Source organism: Microcoleus vaginatus PCC 9802, from assembly GCA_022701275.1.
Taxonomy (GTDB): domain Bacteria; phylum Cyanobacteriota; class Cyanobacteriia; order Cyanobacteriales; family Microcoleaceae; genus Microcoleus; species Microcoleus vaginatus_A.
This window is the reverse complement of record CP031740.1, coordinates 3240007-3264235: the sequence shown is the minus strand read 5'-3', so window position 1 is coordinate 3264235 and position 24229 is coordinate 3240007. Positions and strand designations below refer to the sequence as shown.

At 46.2% G+C, this 24229-nt stretch carries 18 protein-coding genes and 1 tRNA gene; 6 read left to right on the top strand and 13 right to left on the bottom strand.

Features of this window, described 5'->3' with window-relative positions:
- Window positions 1–602: 602 nt before the first annotated feature.
- A complete protein-coding gene (locus D0A34_13240; protein ID UNU19709.1) occupies window positions 603–2036 on the top strand; it encodes a phosphoglucomutase/phosphomannomutase family protein in 1434 nt (477 codons plus the stop codon).
- 367 nt (window positions 2037–2403) lie between these two features.
- Window positions 2404–2679, top strand: a complete 276-nt coding sequence (locus D0A34_13235) for a LapA family protein (protein UNU19708.1) — start codon at window positions 2404–2406, stop codon at window positions 2677–2679.
- A 14-nt stretch (window positions 2680–2693) separates the two neighbouring features.
- On the opposite strand, the gene D0A34_13230 is transcribed toward D0A34_13235, so the two are convergent.
- From D0A34_13230 to D0A34_13220, 3 genes are all read right to left on the bottom strand, one after another.
- Window positions 2694–3689, bottom strand: a complete 996-nt coding sequence (locus D0A34_13230; GenBank protein ID UNU19707.1) for a hypothetical protein — start codon at window positions 3687–3689, stop codon at window positions 2694–2696.
- Between the two features lie 154 nt (window positions 3690–3843).
- The gene (locus tag D0A34_13225) at window positions 3844–4899 is read right to left on the bottom strand and encodes a hypothetical protein (GenBank protein ID UNU19706.1); all 1056 of its coding nucleotides are present in this window, start codon (window positions 4897–4899) and stop codon (window positions 3844–3846) included.
- 558 nt (window positions 4900–5457) lie between these two features.
- Entirely contained in the window at window positions 5458–6132 is a 675-nt protein-coding gene (locus D0A34_13220) for a hypothetical protein (protein UNU19705.1), read from the bottom strand.
- A gap of 941 nt (window positions 6133–7073) precedes the next feature.
- Between D0A34_13220 and D0A34_13215 the strand changes: the two genes are divergently transcribed.
- The 3 genes from D0A34_13215 (at window position 7074) to D0A34_13205 (ending at window position 10312) form a co-directional block, all read left to right on the top strand.
- A tRNA-Arg gene (locus tag D0A34_13215) sits at window positions 7074–7147 on the top strand.
- Window positions 7148–7491: 344 nt separating this feature from the next.
- Window positions 7492–9120: a site-2 protease family protein gene (locus D0A34_13210; GenBank protein ID UNU19704.1), complete on the top strand. Its 1629-nt coding sequence runs from the start codon at window positions 7492–7494 to the stop codon at window positions 9118–9120.
- A 241-nt stretch (window positions 9121–9361) separates the two neighbouring features.
- Window positions 9362–10312: a hypothetical protein gene (locus D0A34_13205; protein ID UNU19703.1), complete on the top strand. Its 951-nt coding sequence runs from the start codon at window positions 9362–9364 to the stop codon at window positions 10310–10312.
- 349 nt (window positions 10313–10661) lie between these two features.
- Here D0A34_13205 and D0A34_13200 read toward each other — a convergent pair whose 3' ends face one another.
- The 5 genes from D0A34_13200 to D0A34_13180 form a co-directional block, all read right to left on the bottom strand.
- Complete coding sequence (locus D0A34_13200; protein ID UNU19702.1) at window positions 10662–10862, bottom strand: hypothetical protein; 201 nt, start codon at window positions 10860–10862, stop codon at window positions 10662–10664.
- A gap of 496 nt (window positions 10863–11358) precedes the next feature.
- Window positions 11359–14379 (bottom strand): UPF0182 family protein, encoded by a 3021-nt coding sequence (locus tag D0A34_13195; GenBank protein UNU19701.1) that lies wholly within the window; start codon window positions 14377–14379, stop codon window positions 11359–11361.
- 238 nt (window positions 14380–14617) lie between these two features.
- The gene (locus D0A34_13190; GenBank protein ID UNU19700.1) at window positions 14618–15910 is read right to left on the bottom strand and encodes a glutamyl-tRNA reductase; all 1293 of its coding nucleotides are present in this window, start codon (window positions 15908–15910) and stop codon (window positions 14618–14620) included.
- A 145-nt stretch (window positions 15911–16055) separates the two neighbouring features.
- Window positions 16056–17093, bottom strand: a complete 1038-nt coding sequence (gene glpX / locus D0A34_13185; protein ID UNU19699.1) for a class II fructose-bisphosphatase — start codon at window positions 17091–17093, stop codon at window positions 16056–16058.
- The gene (locus tag D0A34_13180) at window positions 17081–17284 is read right to left on the bottom strand and encodes a hypothetical protein (protein ID UNU19698.1); all 204 of its coding nucleotides are present in this window, start codon (window positions 17282–17284) and stop codon (window positions 17081–17083) included. Before D0A34_13180 ends, glpX begins: the two co-directional genes overlap by 13 nt.
- Before the next feature lie 303 nt (window positions 17285–17587).
- Between D0A34_13180 and D0A34_13175 the strand changes: the two genes are divergently transcribed.
- On the top strand, window positions 17588–18205 hold the full coding sequence (locus tag D0A34_13175) for a CBS domain-containing protein (protein UNU19697.1): 618 nt from the start codon (window positions 17588–17590) through the stop codon (window positions 18203–18205).
- A 127-nt stretch (window positions 18206–18332) separates the two neighbouring features.
- Here the strand turns inward: D0A34_13175 and D0A34_13170 are convergent, their stop codons facing one another.
- From D0A34_13170 to D0A34_13150, 5 genes are all read right to left on the bottom strand, one after another.
- The gene (locus D0A34_13170) at window positions 18333–18719 is read right to left on the bottom strand and encodes a VOC family protein (protein ID UNU19696.1); all 387 of its coding nucleotides are present in this window, start codon (window positions 18717–18719) and stop codon (window positions 18333–18335) included.
- Window positions 18720–18869: 150 nt separating this feature from the next.
- Window positions 18870–19541, bottom strand: coding sequence for an SOS response-associated peptidase (locus D0A34_13165; GenBank protein UNU19695.1), 672 nt, complete (start codon window positions 19539–19541; stop codon window positions 18870–18872).
- A gap of 490 nt (window positions 19542–20031) precedes the next feature.
- Window positions 20032–20976, bottom strand: coding sequence for a UV DNA damage repair endonuclease UvsE (uvsE, locus tag D0A34_13160; GenBank protein UNU19694.1), 945 nt, complete (start codon window positions 20974–20976; stop codon window positions 20032–20034).
- Window positions 20977–21214: 238 nt separating this feature from the next.
- Window positions 21215–21421, bottom strand: coding sequence for a hypothetical protein (locus D0A34_13155; GenBank protein ID UNU19693.1), 207 nt, complete (start codon window positions 21419–21421; stop codon window positions 21215–21217).
- A 365-nt stretch (window positions 21422–21786) separates the two neighbouring features.
- Window positions 21787–23364, bottom strand: coding sequence for an AarF/ABC1/UbiB kinase family protein (locus D0A34_13150; protein ID UNU22279.1), 1578 nt, complete (start codon window positions 23362–23364; stop codon window positions 21787–21789).
- Window positions 23365–24229 lie beyond the last annotated feature (865 nt).

The following is a 24229-nucleotide window of genomic DNA, read 5'->3' as shown; positions in this document are numbered from 1 at the left end:
TTTAATTTGTCTTAAAAGCTGAGAATTAAAGTTAAGTCTGCTTAAAAAAAACTGCCGCTTAAAATACCTTATCTTTTTTGGAGCGCTTTGGTTGAGCGCCCTAATCTCTTTAAGAAGCTAGGCTACAGCACGATCTAGGGGTGACTTTAGTTAATTTATTTCTATAGCTGAATTAGAAATGTATTTTGAGTCTGGCGATTGTTAGGAAACCCTAACAAATTTAATGATCGGCTTTTCTAAATAAAAAATTAAATTTGAGATGAGAATCAGATTTATGTGCATTTCGTTGAGGCCATTGCCAGGACCGTTTTTTGCGATCGGTTTTTTAGCTTCCCCGATGGCCCGCAATTGATCGTCGTCCATTTGATCCGCAAACGACCCTTCACAACCGGAATTAGCGACTGACTAGCCCGATCACTCCCACATTTGGCCAACTCTGAGTTTTTCGAGTCCTCTCCCGGAGGCCGAAGCCTGTCTCTACAACGATAGGATGACGTTGATGCGGGTCCCACGGGCGATCAATCCTCACAAACAGCACCGCCAGTACGTCTTTAAGGCTATGGCTTCGGGTAGGATTAGTAGGACGAGAGGAAGTGGATAAAATGAGCGCTAGCAGCAATTCAACTGAAATTAAGTTCGGAACCGATGGGTGGCGAGGACTGATTGCCCATGACTTTACTTTTGCCAACGTGCGAAAAGTCACTCGGGCGATCGCCAGCTACCTAGAAACCGCTTACCCAAAAGACCGCCCAGTTCTAGTCTCCTACGATACCCGCTTTCTGGCAGACGAGTTCGCCCGCACGGCGGCTGAAGTATTGGCAGATTTGGGATGGACGGTGAAAGTGGTCGATCGAGATTGCCCCACACCAGTCATCGCCTACAGCGCCAAGCATCTCAACTCCGCAGGAGCCCTGATGTTCACGGCTTCGCACAATCCCGCACCTTACTGTGGCATCAAATACATCCCCGACTACGCGGGCCCGGCAACCCCGGAAATTACTGATACAATTGTGGCAAATATTGCTGGTGCTTCTGATGCCCCAGCCAAAGGCAGCCACAACGATAAAATCTCCAGTTTTGACCCGAAACCCGAATATCTGAAGTTTCTTTATACTTTGATCGATGTGGAGCGGATTCGCTCTGCTAAGTTGAAGGTGAAATACGACGCTCTCTACTCGACTTCTCGCGGCTATCTCGACGGCGTTTTGGAACACTGCGGCTGCGATGTCGAAAGTTTTCATACCTACCGCGACGTGCTGTTTGGGGGCGGAATGCCCGAACCCAAGGGGGAACAGTTAGTTGAGTTGGTGGAAGCTGTTAAGAAGGATTCGGCGGATTTGGGTTTAGCTACCGATGGCGACAGCGATCGCTTTGGTATTGTTGACGAGTTGGGAAATGTCTTGACTCCAAATACTGTACTGTTGCTGCTGGCGCGTCACTTGGTTAAGAATAAAGGATTGACAGGGGCGATCGTCCGTACAGTCGCAACTACCCACTTGCTGGACAATTTGGCCGCCAAGTACGGTTTAACAATCTACGAAACCGCAGTCGGCTTTAAATACATCGGTGAAAAAATGCGGGAAACTGCGGTACTCATCGGTGGCGAAGAATCTGGCGGTTTGAGCGTTTTGGGTCACATTCCCGAAAAAGACGGGATTTTGGCTGATATGCTAGTTGCTGAGGCGATCGCCTATGAAGGCAAACCGCTGTCTCAGCTAGTCGAAGAAGCCATTAAAGAAGCCGACGGCCCCCTGTACAACAAACGTTTGGACTTGCACCTAGAAGAAGCCCACAAAGCAGCCGTTTTGGAATCTTTTACCAAGAATCCCCCCACAGAAATAGCAGGTATTGGCGTTAAGGAAATCGGCCGCAAAGACGGAATTAAACTTTATCTTGAAGACGGTGGCTGGGTACTGCTGCGGCCTTCGGGAACCGAACCCTTGATGCGCGTTTACATGGAAACCAATTCTGTGGAAAAAGAAAGCCAAGTTGCCCAACACATGGAAAAGGTAATTTCCCAGTTAGAACCTGTTTAAATTTCTACCTATTCCAACCGGGGTTTTTCCCCTAGCGCTTGGGATTGTGAGGTGCGCTTGGCGCACCTTACGTATTTTTGATAACTGTGGGAAAGCCTATGAACATTAATCATCGATACTGCTGGGTCAGTTATATATTTGCAATACACTTGGATTTGTTTAAGTTTGGGAAGTGTAAATTTATTTATGTTTGTTAAATTTTTAATTAATTAAAAAAAATTCTCTATTTTTTCCGTCTCTACTTGACTTTTCCCCTAATCTTATTGTACATTATTATATAATGGGGTGTTTGCAAAAATTAAAATTTAACACATATTTCAATTATAAAACAAGTATATAAGTTAAATTATTAGCCTGTCAACCGTTTATGAAAACAATTCCTCTGCTCGCTATTAGTTTTTTAGTAGCAATGTTAGTAAGCGCGATCGGCATTATCTCAGTGCAAAACGCCGCCCCAGTATCATTAAACTTTATCTTTTTTCAATCGATACAACTGCCCGTAGGAGTAGTATTGGCAATGAGCATGAGTGCAGGAGTGCTCGGAGGTGCGCTACTGCAACCGCTGTGGAACATTTCAGATTCCCAAAACTCACGTCCTAAATTTCAGGCAAATCCAGAAGAATCCGACAGCGTACCATATTAAATAGATTTGATCCCTTAGAGGGAATATACCTGACCGTCAATCAGCAGCCGAGTAATTCCCTTAGCTCGCAAATAAGGCGCTGCTTTTTGCAGGATACTGCTGTCAGGAATCTTGAAAACCCTTTGATTGCGAGTAGCAAATCGGCGGGCCACTCGGTGATTGTCAAACACTGCCAGGGTTTTCTCGCGAATTTCCGCCGCCGGAATTTGGCCCAGTTCGCCAAAAGCTTTTAGAGGTCTGGTGATTAACTCCGCTGCCCGATCGACCACCAAATAACAAATTTTGGGCAGAGATGCTTGGCTTAAAGGCAAAACTTGAATTTGTCCTGTACCCCGAAGCTCGATCAACTCGCCCGACGATAGTGAACCCAGGAGACTGCCTTCAAACAGAGAGTCTTCATCCTCTACATCTTCGTCGAAGTCGTCATCTAAATCGTCTTCATCCTCCTCATCATCATCCTCATCCTCGTCGTCGTCCTCGAAATCCCTAAAGTCTTCACCTGCCAGCAGCCCTTCTGCTGGAAGCATTGCCTTTAGTTCACCAGTCACAACAGCGCGGTGGCTTGGATCGGCAACATGGGCTGCTGCGGCATCTGGCACATCAGAGACATCCAAATCCGACTCTGCATTCCCTCGAATTTCGAGTTCTGCAACTGGTTTAGGGACTGATTCAGAACGCTTTCGGATCGTCGGTCTCGAATGTGAGGCAGACGGCTGGACAGGGACTGGCTCCGACAGGGGGACAGCTACAGGATCGATTTCGCCATCTGCCGACGACTCAGTAGTCGCCTCTGTCGCTTCAGAAACACTGCTGCGATCGGACAAACGCTTTTGTTTTTGCTGCACTAGAAATTCGTATTCCGGCTCCGACAAAGCACCCTGAAGGATGCGCCTCACAGTCGAACTGCTCACTCCGTAGCGCTTTGCCAGAGTGATAGTATTCTCGTTTGACTGTCGGTACAGCCTGATGAGTTCGCGTTTGTCTGAATCGGAGAGTTTTGTAGGCGTCATGCCAAGTTTCCCAGCAAAAAGACGTGAAAAGACGCAGGCTAGCAGTCAGCGAACTTTGATTTTTCATTTTCAATTTCAAGCTCACAGATGCCGACAAGGGCAAAAAAGCTTTCGCTTCCCCATCGCTTGCCAAAGCAACCCCAATATCAAATCGCTAGGCTGCGCGACGACTGCGCCTGCTCTGGCGAGAACGGGTTGAGATGTCATGTTCCAAGATAGCTCCAATCCCAAACAGGATGGCACTGAAAACAAAAAAGACTTCCAGCAAACTGCCACTTTGATAACTACCCTCAGCCTGAGTATCGCGCCATTTAAAGTACATATCTGCGATGTAAAGCGAAAAAGTTGCAGCGGCAATCATTCTCCAAGATTGGGAAAAACGTCCTCCCCAAAATGCCAGCAGCAATGCAGTAGCAATAATCAGCAGAAAAACGTCCCCGACGATGTAAAACAAATTGATTGCATTTTTGTAAGGCGCCAGTTGCTTGTCCAGTGCCATCACCCATCCGGGAGCTTTGATTTCTGCTTCTTCTTCTTCGGGTGCTGATGCAGCATCGGTCGCGGCTGCTTTTGGCTGTATCTTGGACGAATTGTCCAAAGCAGGCGCTCTTCCTGTGGCAGCGGTTGCTGGTTCAGATTCTGTCACTACTTCTTGAGTGGCTGCCGGAGCCATTCCTAGCTGGGCCCTCCAAGAGTCAGGTGCAGCAACCCATATAGCTACAGCAATCCCGAAGGCTGCAATTCCCGCTAACAAACCCCACTGCCAAATTTCTAGATTCAGCCGTTTGGAAGTTACAGCTACAACCATGCCCCCGATCAGTACCACATAGCTGCCCAGATAAAACGCATCTGCAGGAGACACGTCCGGGTCTAACCCGAAATAGAGTTCCCAAATCCCGAACAGCACGCCGGCTATGAAATAAAACAGCATCCCCAGACCTATACCCAGCCAGACGTTGCGCCCACTGACCATGTGGGGGCTTTGCCAGTTTCTAAAACAGACTAAAGCCGCTCCGAAGTATGCTCCGCATTCAAAAATATAAGTGCCGATCGAGTACCAAAGAGGTAAACCCTCTTCAGCAGAGAGGGGGACGCTGAACAGCAAAAAGAACAGCAGCGCCATGACAGCCCAGACAATGCCCGCAATCACTAGGGTCTGAGCTGACAGTAAAGATGAAGATGTAGATGACTTTTCTGAAGTGCTACTCATAGGGATTCCACGAGACCTAACTAGCGGTTGAACGCACCCCATCTCAATCTTTGATTGGAGATGAGGATTCTTTCGCCAAAAAACCTTAAAAAACCTCGATCTGACGCTTCCGGAATAACTGGCGTCCTCAGTGTGTCGTCGGGACTTTCGCCCTCGTACACTCTAGAAAGACTAAGCAAGAATAATATCTATTTACTAATTCAATAAATTAGTCGTTAGTCGATCTTGTACCCGGAAATATAATGATAGAAATACGGTATATGTCTCAACCATTAAGGTTTTTACAGTACCCAATCTATCTCTGAAATTCTACCATCAAAGGTTGAGGTATCTGTTTTTTTACTTTCACACCCCCCACTCATATCAATAATTCTGGGTGGGGACTGCGATCGAAACTTAGTTAAATTGCCAGACCATAGGTGGCATCCAAACCGAATCAACAATTTGGTTGATCAATACAAGTTGGCAATCCACCCTGTATATCCCCTACCCCCTACAGTGCAATTATCTAAGCTAAATTCTCTCAGTCCAATTGTCTGAGCAATTGTCAAAGATTTTCTATCCTGCGATCCACAATTTGTTGAGGGCTGATTGTTTCAGCCAATCTAGAAACTGAGTCCGATCCGGGCCTGGCATATCTTGCAGCACATCGCTGACTCCCTCAGCGAAGTCCGTATTGCCAAAATATGATTTCCCCAAACGGTGGAGTTCTTGCAATAAGGTTTTGAGATGCTGCTCTTGCCAAGCAGGCACCTTGTGATTTTGCAAGGGACTAACGGTTAGCCAATTTTTGATCGCATCAGGGGAGTCTGCCTGGGGGAAGTTTCCCTGCTGAAATACCTTGGCGATATCTTTCTGAAACGATGTGGCTTGCCTTGCGCCTAAGAGGTCTTCTACATCGAAGTAAACAGCTTGGAGCAGCAGCAGACAACCCTGCGCGAACAGCGGTGCTTTGGCTGCTTCATTACCTGCCGGTTCTTCACCGGCAAGCTGATCTAAACGGACTTTTCCCCAGACGCTATATCGATCCGGCTCTTCTAGCAGAACACAGGCTTTGCCTCGGTTGTCGGTTAAGTCCCGCCACAAGGCTCTGGCGTCTTCTGCTTGCTTGCCGTTGAAGGCGCTGATCAGGCGAAAAGTCTGCCCCTGATAATTGAGAATGGGAATTTGTTGATCCCGTTTTGGGTGTTGATAATTGGTTATTTCAACATCCTGCCGTTTCAGAATAAACATGACACTGCGATTTGACTCCTGTCATGGCCGAGGTGCTGTGCTTTTGACACTCCCGATGCCTAAAGGCGAAGGGATTCTTGATTCAGCGAGTCCACTTAAATTAGCAGGATTGCTCCCGATCACCCAGAGATGGTTCTCTCCTCAAGCGTTCCGATACTTTTTTGCTAACAAATGCTAACAAATATCTGAGCTGAGATTGTCTCTCAGCCTGGGCGTATAAATCAATGCACGAAGGAAAACCCCCCGCGCACAATTTACGACTGCTGTACTGGCAACGCTTGATTTTCGCGCTCGTGCCGAGCGGGCGATTGACTGTTTTGCTTTGATGCCGTAGAGGGAGCTTATATAGAGGCTCCGTACCATCAGGGCTTTTCACCTGAGTCTTTCAATCCTAGTTCTACCACATTTTTATCAAATATCAAGTCGAGCAGAATGTTAGCAAACATAACTAAACATCAGCCAATTAGTCATTCTGTCTCAACTCCTACCTAAAATCAGGGAACGAGCTCTAGTTTTTAGGTAATGCCGTCAGCGTTTTAGGCTTTGCCACTACGGGATGTTAACATAACCAATAGAAATCTGGGAAAAAGCACCTGTGACTCTTGTGCTGTCTGAGTTCCGTCTTAATTGGGAGAGATATCCGATCGACCAAATAGTTGGGTTTCACCTCGACCTCTAAATACTTTACCCGAGTTCACGTCCTACCTAGTTTTGATTGTAAATTTACAATTGTGCTGTTGGCAGGTGAGTTCCTCCAGCTTTTGTCAGATACAGTCTTGGAGGCACAGACACTCTCATCACCTTGGTTTTTTTTCCCGAACCATCGCACTGCACGCCATATTTTTGTAGCTCAAAGCGGTTTCTGCGTAAGTCATCACATAATTTACTTGCTCGATCGCACACTGCACCGATACAATAATCTTGTTAGCGATTTTTGAGTTGGGTGCGTAACTCAGTTGGATAGAGTAGCTGCCTTCTAAGCAGCGAGCCGCAGGTTCAAGTCCTGCCGTACCCGTTACACAAATTTAATGATATCAAGGGTTTCAGCACTTTCTACCGCCAAGGAAAGAGCGGCTGAGATCTTATTTGCTTCGGATTGGTTTCCGATGCCCGAATCCGAAACAAATCCTTAAAAAAGCCCCGCCTGCCAAACCCAGGCCCATCTGCCTGCTTCTGGGCGATCGACACTGCTACCCTTCGGAGTAGAGGTTTGACACAGCCGAGGTGGTATCATAAAAAGTCTATTGTGTCAATAGCATAGCTCCTGCGATGTTCAAACAGCACCAGCAGCAGGTTGTGGGCCGAGTAGCCCTCAGGGGTTATCCTTAGTAATCAGGCTAGTTTCCGATAGGTTTGGATATGTTCCCAACAACTCTATTTCATATTCCCCAAAATTTAATGCTATTACTCGACCGCAGCGCGATCGACCGATTAAAGCCCCTATTGGCGCAAGCAACCGGAATGCCTATAGTTGCATCGGAAAATACGGCAACAATTGCGCTCGTATTGGTTGCCCTGGGAATTCTGGGTTGGGGATTTTATCGCGCCAGACCTTTTGGCAAACTGGGAATTTTGGCTTGGTTGCAGTCTGTTGCGCTGATGAGTCCCTGGCTGCTGTTCTTTGGTTTGTTCGCCGCCGGAATTTACCTCAATCTAGTGGCGGTATTGTTGCTGCTCGTGGCATCCACGGGATTGTACATTTATCTGGGCCGGCAATTGCGTAAGGCTGCATCGGATACAGTGCTGCCGCGCCCGGATGCTGCTGAGGTAAAGTCCCAAAGCGATGCTTTCTCGGCCCCTGAGTCGCAGCGAACACCAGGCCCAGAAACCATTAAAATCGTCACTTCGTCGCCTGCGAATAATGAATTACAAATTATTCCCGTTCCAGTTGAAGACCTCAAGGCAATTAAAGGCATCTTTGGAATTGATACTTTCTTTGCCACAGAAACGATTCCCTATCAAGATGGGGTAATCTTGAAGGGCAATCTCCGGGGAGACCCAGAACAAGTACACTCACGTTTGACGGCAAGTTTGGAAGAAAAATTAAACGATCGCTACCGCCTATTTTTAGTAGAAAATCAGGACGACAAGCCCGTAGTTATTATCTTGCCCAGCACCAACGACCCGCAGCCAACAACCGTGTCTCAAAAAATCCTAGCAGTCGTGCTGCTGCTGGCAACAATTGCTACTAGCTTAGAGACAGGCGGTTTGCTGCTAAGTTTCGATTTCTTTAACTCGCCGGCTAGATATGTAGAAGTTCTGCCAATTGCAGCCGGAATTTGGGCGGTTTTAGGCTCTGGGGAAATTGCCCGCAGAGTGCTGGCAAATCGGTACAAGGTTCGCTTGAGTTGGCCGTTTTTTATACCAACTTTGCAGATAGGTTGTTTTGGAGCGATCGACCGTTTTGAGTCGCTGCTGCCCAACCGTAAAGTTTTGTTTGACATCGCTTTTGCCGGGTCAGCGGCTGGGGGAATAGTTTCTCTGCTAATGCTGGTAACGGGTTTGCTGCTGTCTCACCCCGGCAGTTTGTTTCAAATTCCCGCAGAATTTTTCAAGGGCTCGGTTTTGGTGGGAACTTTGGCAAAAGTGGTTTTGGGTTCGGCGTTGCAGCAGCAGATTGTTGACGTTCACCCGCTGGTAGTTATCGGTTGGTTGGGCTTGGTAATAACGGCGATTAATTTGATGCCGGCGGGACAGTTGGACGGGGGTAGAATTGTGCAAGCCATCTACGGTCGGAAAATAGCCAGTCGCACTACTTTGGCGACTTTTGTGGTGCTGGCCATCGTTTCTTTAGTTAATCCTTTGGCTCTGTATTGGGCGATCGTGATTCTGATTTTACAGCGAAATCTGGAGCGGCCGAGCCTCAACGAGCTGACTGAGCCTGACGACGCTCGCGCAGCTTTGGGCTTGCTAGCTTTGTTCTTGATGATTGCTGCGCTGTTGCCGTTGACTCCGGCTTTGGCGGGCCGTCTGGGAATCGGGAACTAACAGTAGCCGCGCGTTTTTGGTAATAGGCTCTTGGGTTGCGGTAAATTAGTAGAATATTGGAATTGAGCGATCGAACTGGGGAACTGAAGGGCGATCGGGTTCCTAACTACTAATTTCCAATTAAGACCCCCGCCCAGGGCAATTTATCTACTACCAAAAGTTGATTTTTTTATAACCCAAAATTTGTTTAAACTTGAGCGATTAAGTTTAAATAACTTATCTGAGCCTATAGGATAAAGTCATGGCTAATCAACTTCCTCCTGTATTAGTAACTTTTGATGCAGATGTTTTAATGACTGGCAGAACCCAAGTGTGGCAAGAATATGCCAAGGTGGGAACTTGCTATATCCCGGAAGTAGTGTACGACGAAATAGATCGTCTGACAGGGCAAGCGGTGGAAAAAGCTCAAGAGCAAGTAGCTAGAGAGTTTATGCGATTTTTTGCCGACAGTGGCTGGATTGCAACTGACGCTCAGGAAACACACCGAGCTCTCGAACCTTCGATCAAAAATCAAAGCAAGCCAGCAATGCTCGTGGTGGCCACGGCTCAGTGCGTTTACGGTTTGGCTCAGGAACACCCGGAGGCATTGGTGATTTTTGTGTCCAACAGCCAGCCTCTGCTGAAGCGGCTGGCTTCTGTAGGCACTACGAATCTCTGCGGGATTACCGGGGCGATGCTGTTAAATTGGGCGAGGAAAGGGGAACGCCCGCCGGCGGCGACTCAGCAATTGCAAAGTTTGATGCGTACCCTCGCCGAACGCAAATCGACTCAGCGCCCTAACAGCAGAATTCAGGATGCTGCTGTTGGCCAAACGGGGGCTTCTGCTAGCAAGTTAACGGGAACCCGCGGCGCTTCTGAATTGAAGTCGGCCAGCAGTTTTACTAAAACTAATAAAACGGGTTTGACTGAGAAGCGCAGTGCGAGTTCGCGCCCCAAAACGCCGCGGCGCAGTCGCGAGGAGTCGAGAGATTACGAGCCGGCTGTATATCGCATGAAACATATTACACCTCCGAAAAAAAGGGGTAACGGTTTTCTCTCTACTGTGTTCAATTTTTTGGGAGCGTTATTTTTCTTGACGGTAGCGGTGGGTATTTTGTGGCGAGTGTTCGATGTTAGGGGTTTTAGAAAGACTTTTGTGCCGGCTCTACCGCAGCCTGTGCAACAATTTGTTAAGTCGATCGACCCTAAATAATCTGGTTTTCTGAAAATTTCACCTTCAGATCCGGCTAAGTTGTGCTTTCGGTCATCGTTAATCTTGCACCTTGGGAAACTGGGATAGCACGCTTGGTTCACACATTAGTTCGCTCCCCTAAATATAGCGGTAAGGTTCTTGTGGCGCACCCTACGGTTAAAATTTCTGGCCTTAGTCCGCGGGGAATTTTCAACGGCTACTATCACAACAGAAGATGAACGCTTAACTTTAGTGATCTAAAAACCCATCGCCATGCTGAACGGGAACGAAATAATTAGTGGATTAGCACTGGCTTTTGCGGGTTTTGCGCTTTAGTCTTGTTTGTTCTTCTTCCCTTCAGACAGTACGATTATGCAGCACCACCTGGGGCAATAGCAATGGCGATCGCCCTTACTGTAGCAATGAATTGACTACTATCTGCATCGTTGCTAGCTGGGTGGAGTTGGGTAGCTGCATTATGTGGTTTTGAGATAGCCCTGATGTTTTTTGGTGGCAAGTTTATGGGAGATGGGCTGTTAGTGCCAAGTCTTTTATTTTTCGGAACTATCATCCTAGGAATCGCGAGCGTTCATACCAATTTTTTGCAACCAAAAACACTGCTAGCTGTGGGTTTCTGTACGGTATTTTTCCTAGCTTCAATGTAATTATTTTTGATGGGCAGCTATGCGATCAAAGGCAAAAATTCGTTTCAGGGTTCTTCTACCCAGATGCTGCCCCTGTTGAATCAAAGGGTATAAATTCTCACCGACAATCCCAAACAATTGTATTTGAATGGCAAAACTGGCGAGCTCACGCATATTGAGTTATGAGGTGACAGTGAAACTAGATTTTGGAGGAGATGAGACATTGATGTGGCCCTATGCGGATGTTTGGTAGCACGATGTCAAAACTGCTAGCAAACAGAAATCGCAGTAATTTACATGATAAATGTCATAGTTAAACAGGCAGATGTAAATCACCTCAGACCCATAAACCTAAATAAATTTCTCTCTTTCTCTTATCTTTTCGCTGGGTCTTCTCTGTGCGCCAAGAGCGTCCTTTGCAGCTCATTGATTCTTTAAAGCTGGTTCAGTTCCTTCTACAGGTCGAATAATTGCGGGTTTATTAGTAGATTGTTGCTGAAAAAGTGCCTTGAGTGCCAAGTCAAGATTTTCTGCAATGACGATCCGGTTTTCGTAGACCGCAATAACTCTGACTAAAGTAGGCAAACTATTGCGCTCGGCTTCTAAGTAAAGAGGTTCCACATACAGTAAAGATTGTTCAATGGGAATTACTAATAAGTTTCCTTGAATTGCTTTGGAACCCTGGCGATTCCAGAGAGATATTTGTTCGGAAATAACCGGATCTTGGTTAATTAAAGCTTCTATTTGTTCCGGGCCGTAAACTAATCGCTGTTTGGGGAATAAATACAGCAGCAATTTTCCGTACTCGCTACCATCCGATCGCCCTGCAATCCAAGCAATTAAATTGTTGCGGCTTACTGGTGTAAATGGAAGCAGCAAAATAAATTCTTCGGCTTTTTCAGTTGGCAGCTTCATAATCAAATAATACGGTGCTACGGGCTGCTGTTCGCTGCCATAAATTTCATTGGGAACTCGCCACAAATCCTCCCGATTGTAAAACACTTGCGGGTCATCCATATGATAAGTTAGCAAACGTTCGGATTGAATGCTCAACAAATCTACTGGATATCTGATATGTTTGCGAAGAGCCGGAGGCATTTTGTCAAGGGGTTTGAAGAGTCCGGGAAAGATAGCAATCCAACTGTTAATAATCGGATCGGAGGGATAGGCAACGTAGAAGTCAACAGAGCCGTTGTAGGCATCAATCACTACTTTAACGGAGTTGCGGATGTAGTTAAACTCATGATTTCCCGGGTCAGAATACGGATAGCGATCGCTCGCTGTATAGGCATCGATAATCCAGTAAAGATAGTTGGGAGATTTATCAGTGGCCGAGGGTGAAGGTTTAATCTCGTTGCCATTTTCATCTTTTTCTTTTTCTATATCTTCATTGCTAAGATTGGCGTTTGCTACTACTAAATACGGGTCGGAATCGTAGCGTAAAAAAGGAGCAATCGCCCGGACTCTTTTGTTAATATTTCGGCGGTACAGCAATTTAGTTTCTGGGGTAAAATTGCGCGTCAGCGCCATTTGCCAATTTTTGAGATAATTAGCAAACAGCCAGCGCCGCCACATAGAACCCATCGCAATTCCGCCCCTACCGCTGTAAGTATTGTAAACATTGTCTTCGCCGCTGGGATAGTCGAATTCTTTGACTTTTGTGGGGGCCATCGCGTCTGTATTGGTTACTTCGCCGTAGTAAATTCGCGGGTAGCCGATCGGAATACTGACGCGAATTCGATCGCTCGTTACTTCTAAAGCAGTCTCTCCTTTCTGGGCTGCCACTCCAATATCTTTGACAAAATAATCGGGTAAACCGCCGACACCGACTGTATTTACCGGAGAAAGAGTAAAGCCGTAACCGTGAGTGTAAACCAGGTGTTCGTTCACCCAAGTTTGAGCTTCGGGGGCAACTGCTGTGTAATCTAATTCCCGCGCTGCCAGAAACACTTGTTGGCTTTCAGAATCTCCCTTTTTTGCTTTTTCATTTTTGATTGTGTAGCGCTCGATATCGGCATCAGGAAAGGTATAATAGGGTCTGATTTGCTGTAACTGTCGGTTGGTTTGCAGCAGCGGCAGCTTGTCCCACAGCCGGATGTTGCTAATAGTAAGTTTATTTTTTTCTAAGTCGGCATAAGTAAGTTTCCCGGCTGGATCGAAAGTTTTTATTTCAATTTCTTTGAGGTCAAAGGCTTCTTGAGTAAAGGCAATGCTGCGCTTGAGGTACGGCTTTTCTCGTGCTAGTTCGTTGGGTTTAACTAGAAGTTGCTGCACAATTGTTGGCAGCAGCAAACTTCCCAAAAAACTTAAACTTATCCACGCTAAAATAATCTTTTTTATGAGTTCATTTTTAATTTTGAGTTGGTAAACCTGGCACAGCATCAAAAGTGCGATCGCCCCTGCCAAAATACTCAAAAATCCATAGCAGGGCAGCCGCACCATCACGTCAGCATAATTCGCCCCGTAAGTAACGTCTCCCCGCGAATATAGCAATGCGTAGCGCCCCAACCAGTAGCGGAATGCAACGGCTAGCATTAAAGCTGCACCCAACCCGTACAAGTGCCGCTGCTGCGAGCGAGAAAACCCCAAAAATATCCCTTGACTCAGGCTATTTCCTGACAGCAAATATGTTAAAGCACAAGATACTAAACTGTACAAAAATACAACTGTCAGCCCGAATCCTAGCAAATCTAAGATTGGCAAAATAAATACATAAAAGCTAATATTTTGATTAAAAAGAGGGTCGGTTGTGTTAAAATTAATAGGGTGAAAATATTGCAAAACATTTGTCCAGCGACTGGTGGCAATAAGCCCGATCGCTAAACTGAGAAAAAAAGCGATCGCCCGCAGCCAAAAATCAGGCTTAATTACCACAGCTAACATTGTCCCCAGCAGCAAGCCCAACTGCCACCAGCGAGCAAATAGCTGCACCGCTATTTGCTGGATTGACTCAATTCCCAACTGCACGGGCGGTAGAGGTAAATTGTCAGCTATACCGAAATAGGCGATACTGCTTGCAGCTAACAGCCCGCAGTGAATTACTGTCAAAGTTGCGATCGAAGTCAATCCGAATACCGTCAACAGCAACCAGGAAAAGGTAATTTGGGATTTAGCAACAGGTAATTCGTAATTATTCCCGGTATTCTTCCCCGTTTTGTTCGCCCTCAGTGAAGCGAATAGCGCCTCCGCAACCGGCGATTTCATTTGTTCTGCGGGGTGTTGCAGGCGGCGGGCTAAAGCCAAATTTCCCAGCAAAAAGACAGAAGAAACAGCAATTGCGATCGCCCCCAGCCACCCTTGAGTTTTCAGCTTTAACAGAAAAACCTGAAGATATCCAACTTCCTGAAACCAGAGAATTTCTGCCGCAATGCGGGAGGCCAACTCCAAAACCAGCCACAGCCCTACAATCAGTAGGATTATTTGATAAATTCGCCTATTAGTCATTAGTTATTAGTCATTAGTTATTAGTCATTAGTTATTAGTCATTAGTTATTGGTTGAATAATAACTAATATCAGGTTCAAGCAATTGCCCCTCCCGAACGATGCTTTTTCCGCAAGAGCTTGGAGGCATTTTTATTCATGGTAATTGACCGGACATAATCTGACTCCTGCTTTCCTGTCAACTGCCAACTGCTTTCCTGTCAACTGACTAATGACTAATGACCAATGACTAATAGCCAACTAGCTGTACTGCTGATTGACATCCACATCCAAATTAAACAGTGTTTGCAAAGTTTGCATCGCTTGCCGCCGCGCCTCAATATCCTGCTGAGCGCGCAACTGTACCATCGGATCGTGCAAAATCTTATTCACAATCCCCCTTGTTAAAGATTCAATCACATCTTGATGTTTCTCGGAAAATTCCGAACCCAGACGCGATAAAGCTTTTTCTAACTCTTGTTCCCGAATCAATTCTATCTTATCCCGTAAACAGCTAATAGTAGGAACAGTTTCCAGACTGCGCCACCAGAGATCGAAAGCCTCTACTTCCTGTTCCAGCAAGCCCTGAGCTTCCATTGCCATTTTGCGGCGGCTTTCGTGATTTTGAGCTACCACTGCTTTCAAGTCGTCCACATTAAACGATCGCACATTAGTGAGTTCGTTCGCATCCGAGTCAATGTTGCGTGGCACAGAAATATCCACCAACATCAAAGGGCGATTCGGGTCTAAAACCGATTCCAATTTAGCTTTATTTAACAGTGGATCGGTAGCTGCCGTACTGGTAAAAACCAAGTCAGAACTGGCAATTACCTGCATCATTTCCGAGAGCTGATACAGGTGCAATTCAGCATCTTTAAACTGACCGGCCAACTCCAGAGCGCCACGCACAGAGCGGTTAACGATCGAAATATGGCTAGCTCCTTTTGAGAGCAAATGCTGTACCAAAAGCCGCGACATTTTGCCAGCACCGATAATCGCAATTTTGCTGCTTGCTAAATGCTGACCCTTCATTTGAGCCAATTCTGCCGCCGCCGAACTGATAGAAACTGCACCGGTACCGATGCTAGTTTCCGTGCGAACTCGCTTCCCTGCTGTGAGAGCTTGCTTGAACAAGCGCTCCAAAATTCTGCCTACACCCTTGTACTGCTGGGCGAGTTTGTGAGTTTGTTTCACCTGAGCCAAAATTTGTCCTTCTCCGAGCACCAAACTGTCGAGGCCAGAAGCCACTCGCATCAAGTGCATTACCGCATCTTCGTGCAGCAAAATAAACAGGTGAGGGCGCAAAGACTGCAAAGGAACCTTACTGCATTCTGAAAGGAACTGAATAACCTCTCGCACACCCGGTTCCGACTCGCTGGTAACAATATAAATCTCTAAGCGGTTGCAAGTGCTGAGAATAGCAACCTCTTGAATGTGCGGGTAGCCGCGCAATTGGGCGATCGCCGCTTCAACTTTCTGTTCTGGAATGCTCAGTTTTTCGCGAACTTCTACCGGTGCTGTTTTGTGGCTGAGACCTACGACTGCAATATTCATATCTGTGATTTGTCACTATTTCTTTCTTAGTTGTTAACAGTCACCTGTTATTAGTTCTTAGTTTATCGCTAATTGCTAATCACCGGTGACTGTTAACCGTTAACTGTTAATTGTTAACATTTAACTGTTAACCACTAACTAATCACTAATTCAATTGCAAAGATTTCGGCTGGTCAAACATATGGATTGTATCCACAAACCGAGCAGTTTTCGACTGAGAAGAAATTACCAAACTTTCAGTGCGAGCGCCGCCGCCAAAGAAGCGAACTCCATCCATCAGCGTTCCGGGAGTAATCCCGCAAGCTGCAAACAGAACTGTTTCTCCAGATGCCAACTCTTCAGCATTGTAAATCTTGTCTGGGTCTGTGATGCCCATCTCGTTCAGGCGGGCGATATTGCTCTCTTTGCTTTCACCGATCAAACCAGTTTTGACAACTGCTGGATCGTAAATTAACTGTCCTTGGAAGTGACCGCCCAAGCAGCGCATTGCTGCTGCGGAAATCACACCTTCCGGTGCTGCGCCAATACCCATAAGTGCGTGGATGTTGGAACCAGAAAACGCGCAAGAAATCGCTGCCGAAACGTCGCCGTCGCTGATCAGCCGAACTCTTGCACCCGCTTGCCGAATTTCATTAATTAAATCTTTGTGTCGGGGGCGATCCATGACCACCACCACCAAATCTTCAATACTGCGGCCGAGACAATCAGAGATAATTTTGAGGTTTTGAGTCGGCGTTTTGCGAATATCTACATGATTCTTAGCAGCCGCAGGAGCAGCCAATTTGTTCATGTAGAAATCCGGTGCCGCAAACAAACCACCTTTTTCAGAGATTGCCAAAACTGCCATCGAACCGTTTTGACCGTAAGCAACCAGGTTAGTACCTTCGCAGGGGTCCACAGCGATGTCAATTTCGATCAATTCATCTAGATTGCAGACATCTTTGGCATCTTCGCGGGTACAAATACCTACTTGTTCACCGATGTAAAGCATGGGTGCGTCATCGCGTTCGCCTTCGCCGATCACGATGCGGCCGCGCATATGAATTTTGTTCATGCGCTCCCGCATGGCTTCTACAGCCACTCTGTCGGCTTCATCTTTCTCGCCTTTGCCCATCAAGCGAGCGGAGGCGATGGCTGCCTGCTCAACTACTTCGATAATCTCTAAACCGATTACATTGTCCACGAACTAGATCCTCCCAACTGCTGATGCGTGCCTTGTGCTATTTTGCACTCCCAGCCATCAAGTTTATCAGAGGCGGGGATCTGTGCGAGCGCAAGCAGTTGCTTAGTTTGTGTTAACTTTTGCTTCTTTGAGACTGGGGCTGGAAAATCTGAGTCCAACAAGCTCAAGGATCGATCGCCCCAATACTTCACTCTTGTTTGGAGGATCGCACACTAGCCCCGTCTGAGCGCTAAATCGCGGACTCCAGAGGTTCCGGGGGAGCGAGGGGCTGTGTGAGGCAACTTGTCATCCCGATGGCCGTTAAAGGTTTTATGATTAGTTTGCGATCGCACGATTTCTCAGAAACCTGGTGGCTAGACCGGATTTATCGTTACTAAACCCAATATTTTGGTAGAAACCGGGTTTCTGAGGGTAAGTCCTAATGATGATCACAAATCAAATGGACAGCCCCAAATCGGGACGCAGTAGACTTTATCAGCCGGAAGCAATAAAAAATGATGATGAAAGCCCAAGATATTATGACAACAGAAGTTGTTACCATTCGCGGTTCAGCAACGGTAGCTGAAGCGGTGGCGATGATGAACGATTTGTGTTTGCGCGCGTTGATTGTGGAACGCCGCCACGAACAAGATGCCTACGGCATTGTGACAGAAACGGATATTGTCTATAAAGTAGCAGCCTATGGCGTAGACCCGAAAAAAGTCCGCGTCTTCGAGATTATGACCAAACCGTGCATTACGGTGAATCCCGACTTGGGCGTGGAATACGTGGCTAGGTTGTTCGCGAATACCCGCATCCGCCGGGCGCCGGTGATTAAGGACGAGCTAGTGGGCATTATTTCGGTAACGGATATCTTGACAAAAAGCGATTTTGTCGAGAAGCCGAAAAGTGTTTTATTTGAGGAAGAAATCGAACAGGCGATCGCGGATGCCAGAAATATCTGTGCCGAGAAAGGCGCTACTTCTAGAGAGTGCGCGGTAGCGTGGGATATTGTAGAGGAAATGCAGGCTGAGGCTTCTCACCAGCGATCGCTGAAGCTTGACAAAACGGCTTTTGACGAGTATTGCGAGGAAAATCCCGAGGCGGCTGAAGCGCGGATGTACGAGAGTTAATTTAGTTATTAGTAATTAGCTATTAGTTAGTAGTTATCAACTCCTAATTATGGATTGATAACTAATAACTAATAGCTAATAATCGGAAATAGCTTTTTTTGTGTGAGCTTCACCAAAAATAAAAAATTTAAATGTTTGGCGCCATCATACAAAACACGTTCAGCTTATTCCCATCAAGATCCCGAAAATATCCCGCATAAAACCCCGGCAACACTCCTCTTGGTCCGGCCGGTCCTTCATCCTTAGCCCCAAGTTCGATCGCTTTGTTATAAACTAAGTTGACTTTTTCTGGACTGTCAACTTGAAGAGCTATCATTACTCCATTGCCAACAGTTGCTGTGTTACCATCAAAGGGTTTTGTAATAGCAAGTCCTGGTTGCTCAATAGAAACGCCCCATGCGATAAATTGGTCGAATTCCATGAATCGTCGAGCGCCAATTTCAGCAAGCAAAGCATCATAAAACTTGGCTGCAGTTTCAATATCGTTGGTACCGAGTGTAACGTATCCGATCATATTTTTTGTCTTCTAACTGATGTTAAGATTAAAAAAATGTTTGAGCAAATAACAACTGAGTTAAACTGATCCTTAGAAAACCAAAGCTACAGCTCAAACATTATTTTAGATCATAACTCAAACTATCTCGGTTTTGTCTGCTGCAATGATTTATTGCGGATCGCTAATACATTCGGGAGTGTCTCTACTTGGACTGTTGACGATCACACTTACGGCCTTTGCTTTCATGGCTTCGGAAGCATAGGGCTTTAACAGGGGCAAAACTTCCTGAGCATTTTTAACAGCAGGATCTAGCCACTGTTCCCAATCGCTGTCGGGGAGAATCACTGGCATTCGATCGTGCAGCGGCTCCACTGTTTCGTTAGCAGCGGTAGTAATTATACTGCAAGATACTATGTTTTCTTTTTCTGGAGATTCCCAATTTTCCCACAAACCGGCAAAAGCAAAAGGTTCGCCATCTGCCGTTTGAAAATAGTAAGGCTGTTTGTTCTTTCCCTGCTGTTGCCATTCGTAGAAGCCGTCAGCGACTATCAAACATCGCCTGTGCTTGATGGCGCTGCGAAAAGCAGGTTTTTCGGCTACTGTTTCCGATCGGGCATTAATCATCTTGCTGGCCATTTTCCTGTCTTTTGCCCAACTTGGAATCAAACCCCAGCGCATAAATTGAAACTGTCGCTGCATTTGCTTTTGAGAAACTGTGACTGTCGCCACTGATTGAGTTGGGGCGATATTGTATCGCGGTTTGATGTCGGGAACTTCCGACAGTTTGAAGAATTCGGCGATGATTTGACCTGAAGTAGTTAAAGTGTATCGTCCGCACATAATTTATAGTTGGTATTAACGCGGTTTTCTCTTATTCCGGCAGTTCGACAGTCGGGTAATCCGGCATTCTGGCAGGGGTTTAAACCCCTGCCTCAAAGCTAAAGTCGGTTAAAACTGAGATATTGCAACATTCTTAATTACTTGTTTAGGAACAGGCAAGATGCCTGTTCCACAAGAGATGAATTTTATTGTGGAACAGGCATCTTGCCTGTTCTTGACAATGGTGCAAGATGTAAGTTAAAACCGACTGGAAATACGATCTCAATATCTATATATTTTAGTGCTCTTTTAGAGAACTTTAGCTATGAGACAGGGGTTAAAAACCCCTCTCGGACTGTCGGACTAAACCGGGCGGGCGGGACACCCACCCCACAATAAAATTCATTCTTTGTGGAACAGGCATCTTGCCTGTTCTTTGGATTTACCGTTGGGTGGGGGCGGGTTTTCGAGATGATTGGTTTGATGAAATTATTTTTGGTAGAACCCGCCCCTACGAGACACTGCTAAATTGTGGAACATTCACAGACAACCATTCGGCGCGCAACTTTTCAATAGCTAATTCTTTGAATTTAGCTTCTACTTCAATCCAAGGAGCCTGATAATAACAATTAGGCATTTCTGTAATTAAATCGCTGTGGCGCGGATCGGTAAAAAACTCTTTTCCATTCGATATGTGTACTAATTGCCATTCAGGAACCGACCAAGTTGTGCGGGCTGCTGCGAGCATTTCGGCAACGCTGGGATCGTCGTAAGTTTCTAAATGTTCGTGAATGACGTGGTGGTGGGCGTCAAAAACCATTGGTACGCCGGTATCGAGACAAACTTCTAAAATTTCCGAGGAACTGTAAGCGTATTCGTCATTTTCAAAGGTTAAGCGCGATCGAATTGATTCTGGCAAGTCGCGGATGACTGATGTGAGCTGCGAAGTACGATCGCTCTTGCCGCCGTGAATGTTCATCAGTGCCTGGGGCGATCGGGGCTGTCCCAACATATCTAAAATTAAAGCATGAGTGGCGAGAATTTTAATGCTGTTTTCAACCACAGAAAGCTTGTCGGAACTGAGCACCACAAATTGATCGGGATGGAGTACCAAGCGGATGCCCAAAGAAAGAGCGTGATCGCCCGTAGTCCGCAATTCCTCAGTCATGGAGTGTAGCACTGCTTCCCCCAAATCTGTATCTGCAAAAGGGAACAGTGCAGAAGTCATCCGGTAGAGCTTAATCTGATTAGCTGAACAGAAGTCAATCGCTTTGTCAAGTCGTTTTAAATTGTCTGCATACAACTCGCGCAATACTTTTTCTTGTTCAGCTTCCGAAAGCTGTAAAAGTCGCTTCCGGGTGACAGTGCGAAAGCGCACTGCATCGGATGTTGTAATGCAGACTAGCCCCAATTCCGGCAATTTTTCCTGTTCCAATACTTGGTTAATCCCGCTCATTTACCAATAATCCCTAACTTTAATTTTATGTTAAATAGGTTTCTCGTAAGGACTTGAGTTTTTAGTCTAGAAGTTTTTAGGTACTACTGAACCTGCCGAAAGAGTCCGGCCGAGATTGAAAACTCTGGCGGACTCTGGGGACAGGTGCAAGATGTAATTAGTCCAAACGTGAGTTGTTATCAAAAATCTAATGAACCGCCTCGCCGATAGCATATCGGTGCTAATTTAATCGATATAACTATTGCTGTGTTTCGGCAGACTCAGCCTCTTCGTCGGGCCGTGCGGTGGCTACAGGATTTTCCATTGCTTCATTATGGAACGGATAACCGGATGTTTCTTGATTTAGCGGATCAGCGGGTTGGTCCGCAGGGGATGTAATTTGACCGTTAGTGTTGGTATTGGGTTTTGTGGAAGATCCTTTATGGCTGGCGTGACCGCTACTCATCTTTTTTTCCTCAATTAGGTTTATGGAACAATTTCTAGCTTAGACTTAGCGGCTGCGTGCGATCGCCTATCTTAAGTCAGAGATGTTGCTTAATAGTTGAGGATGCTATATAGCAATCCTTGCAGGAGTCGTAAATTTTTTACCCCACCCCAACCCTCCCCGAACCCGCTCGCTCGGGAGTAAGAAATTCACAATTGATGCGAGGATCGCTATAGCACTCCTCGCATCACATTGTAAAATCTTTCTCTTTTCTTCTCAACATTTGCCTCAATAGCATCTTCGCGGTTTGTTCACAAAAAAAGCCAGTTTCTGGAAACGCGAAACGATTGCTATATCTCCTGATTTTCCCGATTTCCCCTTTTTAATCAACTCCGCAAACGCCCTGATCTGAGAATGCTAATAATCAACCAAAAACCCAAAAAACTCGCCGCCCCAAACAAACCCGTGCTCAAAAAAGATAACTGAGCAGTTTGTGCGTTAGAAGAAATAATTGCTGCCCCTACAATCAGCGAACCCACCACAATACTAAAAGAAAGTCGGTTCGCAGAGTCCCCCAGAGTGCGACGCAGCGGATCGAGTTCTTTTAGTGTCAAGTTCCACTTCAAAGTTTCCGAAGTAACTCGGTCTAAAAGCACTTCCACCTGTCGCGGAGATTGCAAAGATAAGCTTTTGAGATCCAGGGCTGTTCTCAACAGAGCTTGTATAGGATCATCTCCGAATAACTGACGCCGAAACATATCGGTCATCAGCGGTTTGACCTGCTCTACAATATTAAACCTGGGATTAAAAGAGCGCGCCAGTCCTTCCAAATTAGCTAGAGTTTTTGCATACAAACCGAGATTGCTGGGGAGTCGAATTTTATTTTTGCGGGTGATTTCCAGCACCTCATAAAAAATTTCCGACAAGTTCATTTGCGACAAGCTGATATTGTAATACTTGCGGAGCATTCGAGCTAAATCGTTCTCTAGATTAACTAAACTTGTCGGCTGAGCAAATTCAGCCATTTCCAAAGTTAATTGAGCGCAGCGCTGAGCGTCTAAATCGACAATTGCCAGCAACATTTCTGTCAAATTTTGCTGAGTGCGCGGGTCTAATCTGCCGACCATGCCGCAGTCCAGCAGGGCTATGCGGCCGTCTTTGAGATAAAATAAATTGCCGGGATGCGGGTCTGCGTGAAAGAATCCGTCGATGTACAACTGCTGGAAGAAAACGCGGCAAAGCAGCGTTGTAATTTCTTCGCGTTCGGCATTTACATCTCCTTTGTGGCGAATTCCTTGCAAGTCGCCTAACAAAATTGGGACTCCGTTCAGCCACTCCATTACTAAAAGTTTTTTTGTAGTCAACTCCCAGTTAATTTCTGGTAGAACAACTTGTGTGGGGTCAAACCATTTACTTTTAGATAAATTGCGGCGCAGTTCGTCTGTGTAGCTGGCTTCTTGAATGAAGTCTAGTTCTGCACGCAGGGCGATCGCAAATTCTTCAGCTAGGGCGACAATATCGTATTGTTGGCCGAAGTCTGTGAGCATGACAAGTTCTGCCAAACCTCGGAGCACGGCGATGTCTTGTTCGATGACAATATCAATACCGGGGCGCTGAACTTTGAGGGCGACTTCGCGGCCGTCTTTTAAAGTAGCTTTGTGGGTTTGGGCGATAGAACCTGCGGCGACAGCTTCAGTGTTAAATTTGGCAAAGGTATCTTCGAGAGATTGTGTGAGTTCCTTGCGGACGATAAGTTCTACTTGCGACCACGGTACGGGCGGCACTTCCGCTTGTAGCGTGGAGAGGATTTCGATGTAGGTGGCGGGTAAAAGGTCGGGACGCGTGCTCAGCAATTGTCCCAATTTGACAAATACTGGGCCTAATTCGACGAGGATGTTGCGGAGAACTGCTGGAGTTGGGAGACTGGGTGCGTCGGTTTTGCGGCCGGTTAGGAGGCTTTTCATGTAGTCCCAACCGTTGCGGAAGACGACCTCTAGAATTTCTCCTTTACGAGAATTGTTTTGAACTAGGCTAAACAAGGGGCCTCCGGGTCGATCGGGTTTAAGGGCTATATAACTACTAGGATAGCGCTGTTGACCGGGCTGACCAGTGTCTTGGGGAATAACTTGGGCGAAAGCGTGCGATCGAATTTTGGGGTGTGGGGGCGATCGGTTTTTGGCTTTGGCATTACTCCTCATAGTAATATACTTTTAAAGCCTACATAATATTTTTATAATTAAAAAATTATACATCAATAAAATTAATTATATAAGTAAAGTAAATATACAGATTTAGGAAAGGTCAAAAAGATGAGTGCAGTTGATGTAACATTTACAATTCCTGAGTCGAGTAATCCAGGTTTAGAATAGTGGGAAGTATCTACGAGTTTGCGGTGTGATTCGGGATGCACAGAAGCAGCCGCCTGAAAGAGTTGCTATGTTGCGTAAAGTAAACTCTAATCTTTCTCCAAGATCAACCCTACTATAGCAATCCTCGCATCATTTGTGAATTTCTTACTCCCGAGCCAGCGGGTTAGGGGAGGGTTGGGGTGGGGTAAAAAATTTACGACTCCTGCAAGGATTGCTATATCTCAGTGTGGTTCAGTTGCCAGTATCCTCACCTTAACTGTCTCATGTACCGCATTTATTGTCGTACTACAGCGGTTAGAAGAAATTGAACAACGCTTGAAGCGAATTGAGCATAAAATAGACCTCAGTTTTTATCCTGATTTCCGTGCGAATCTCAAATCTGCACAAAATGCCTTTACAAGGAAAAATTCTGCTTGCCGCAGAGGGTTTGCAATCCAGGCTGTTTCGGGGTTCAACAATG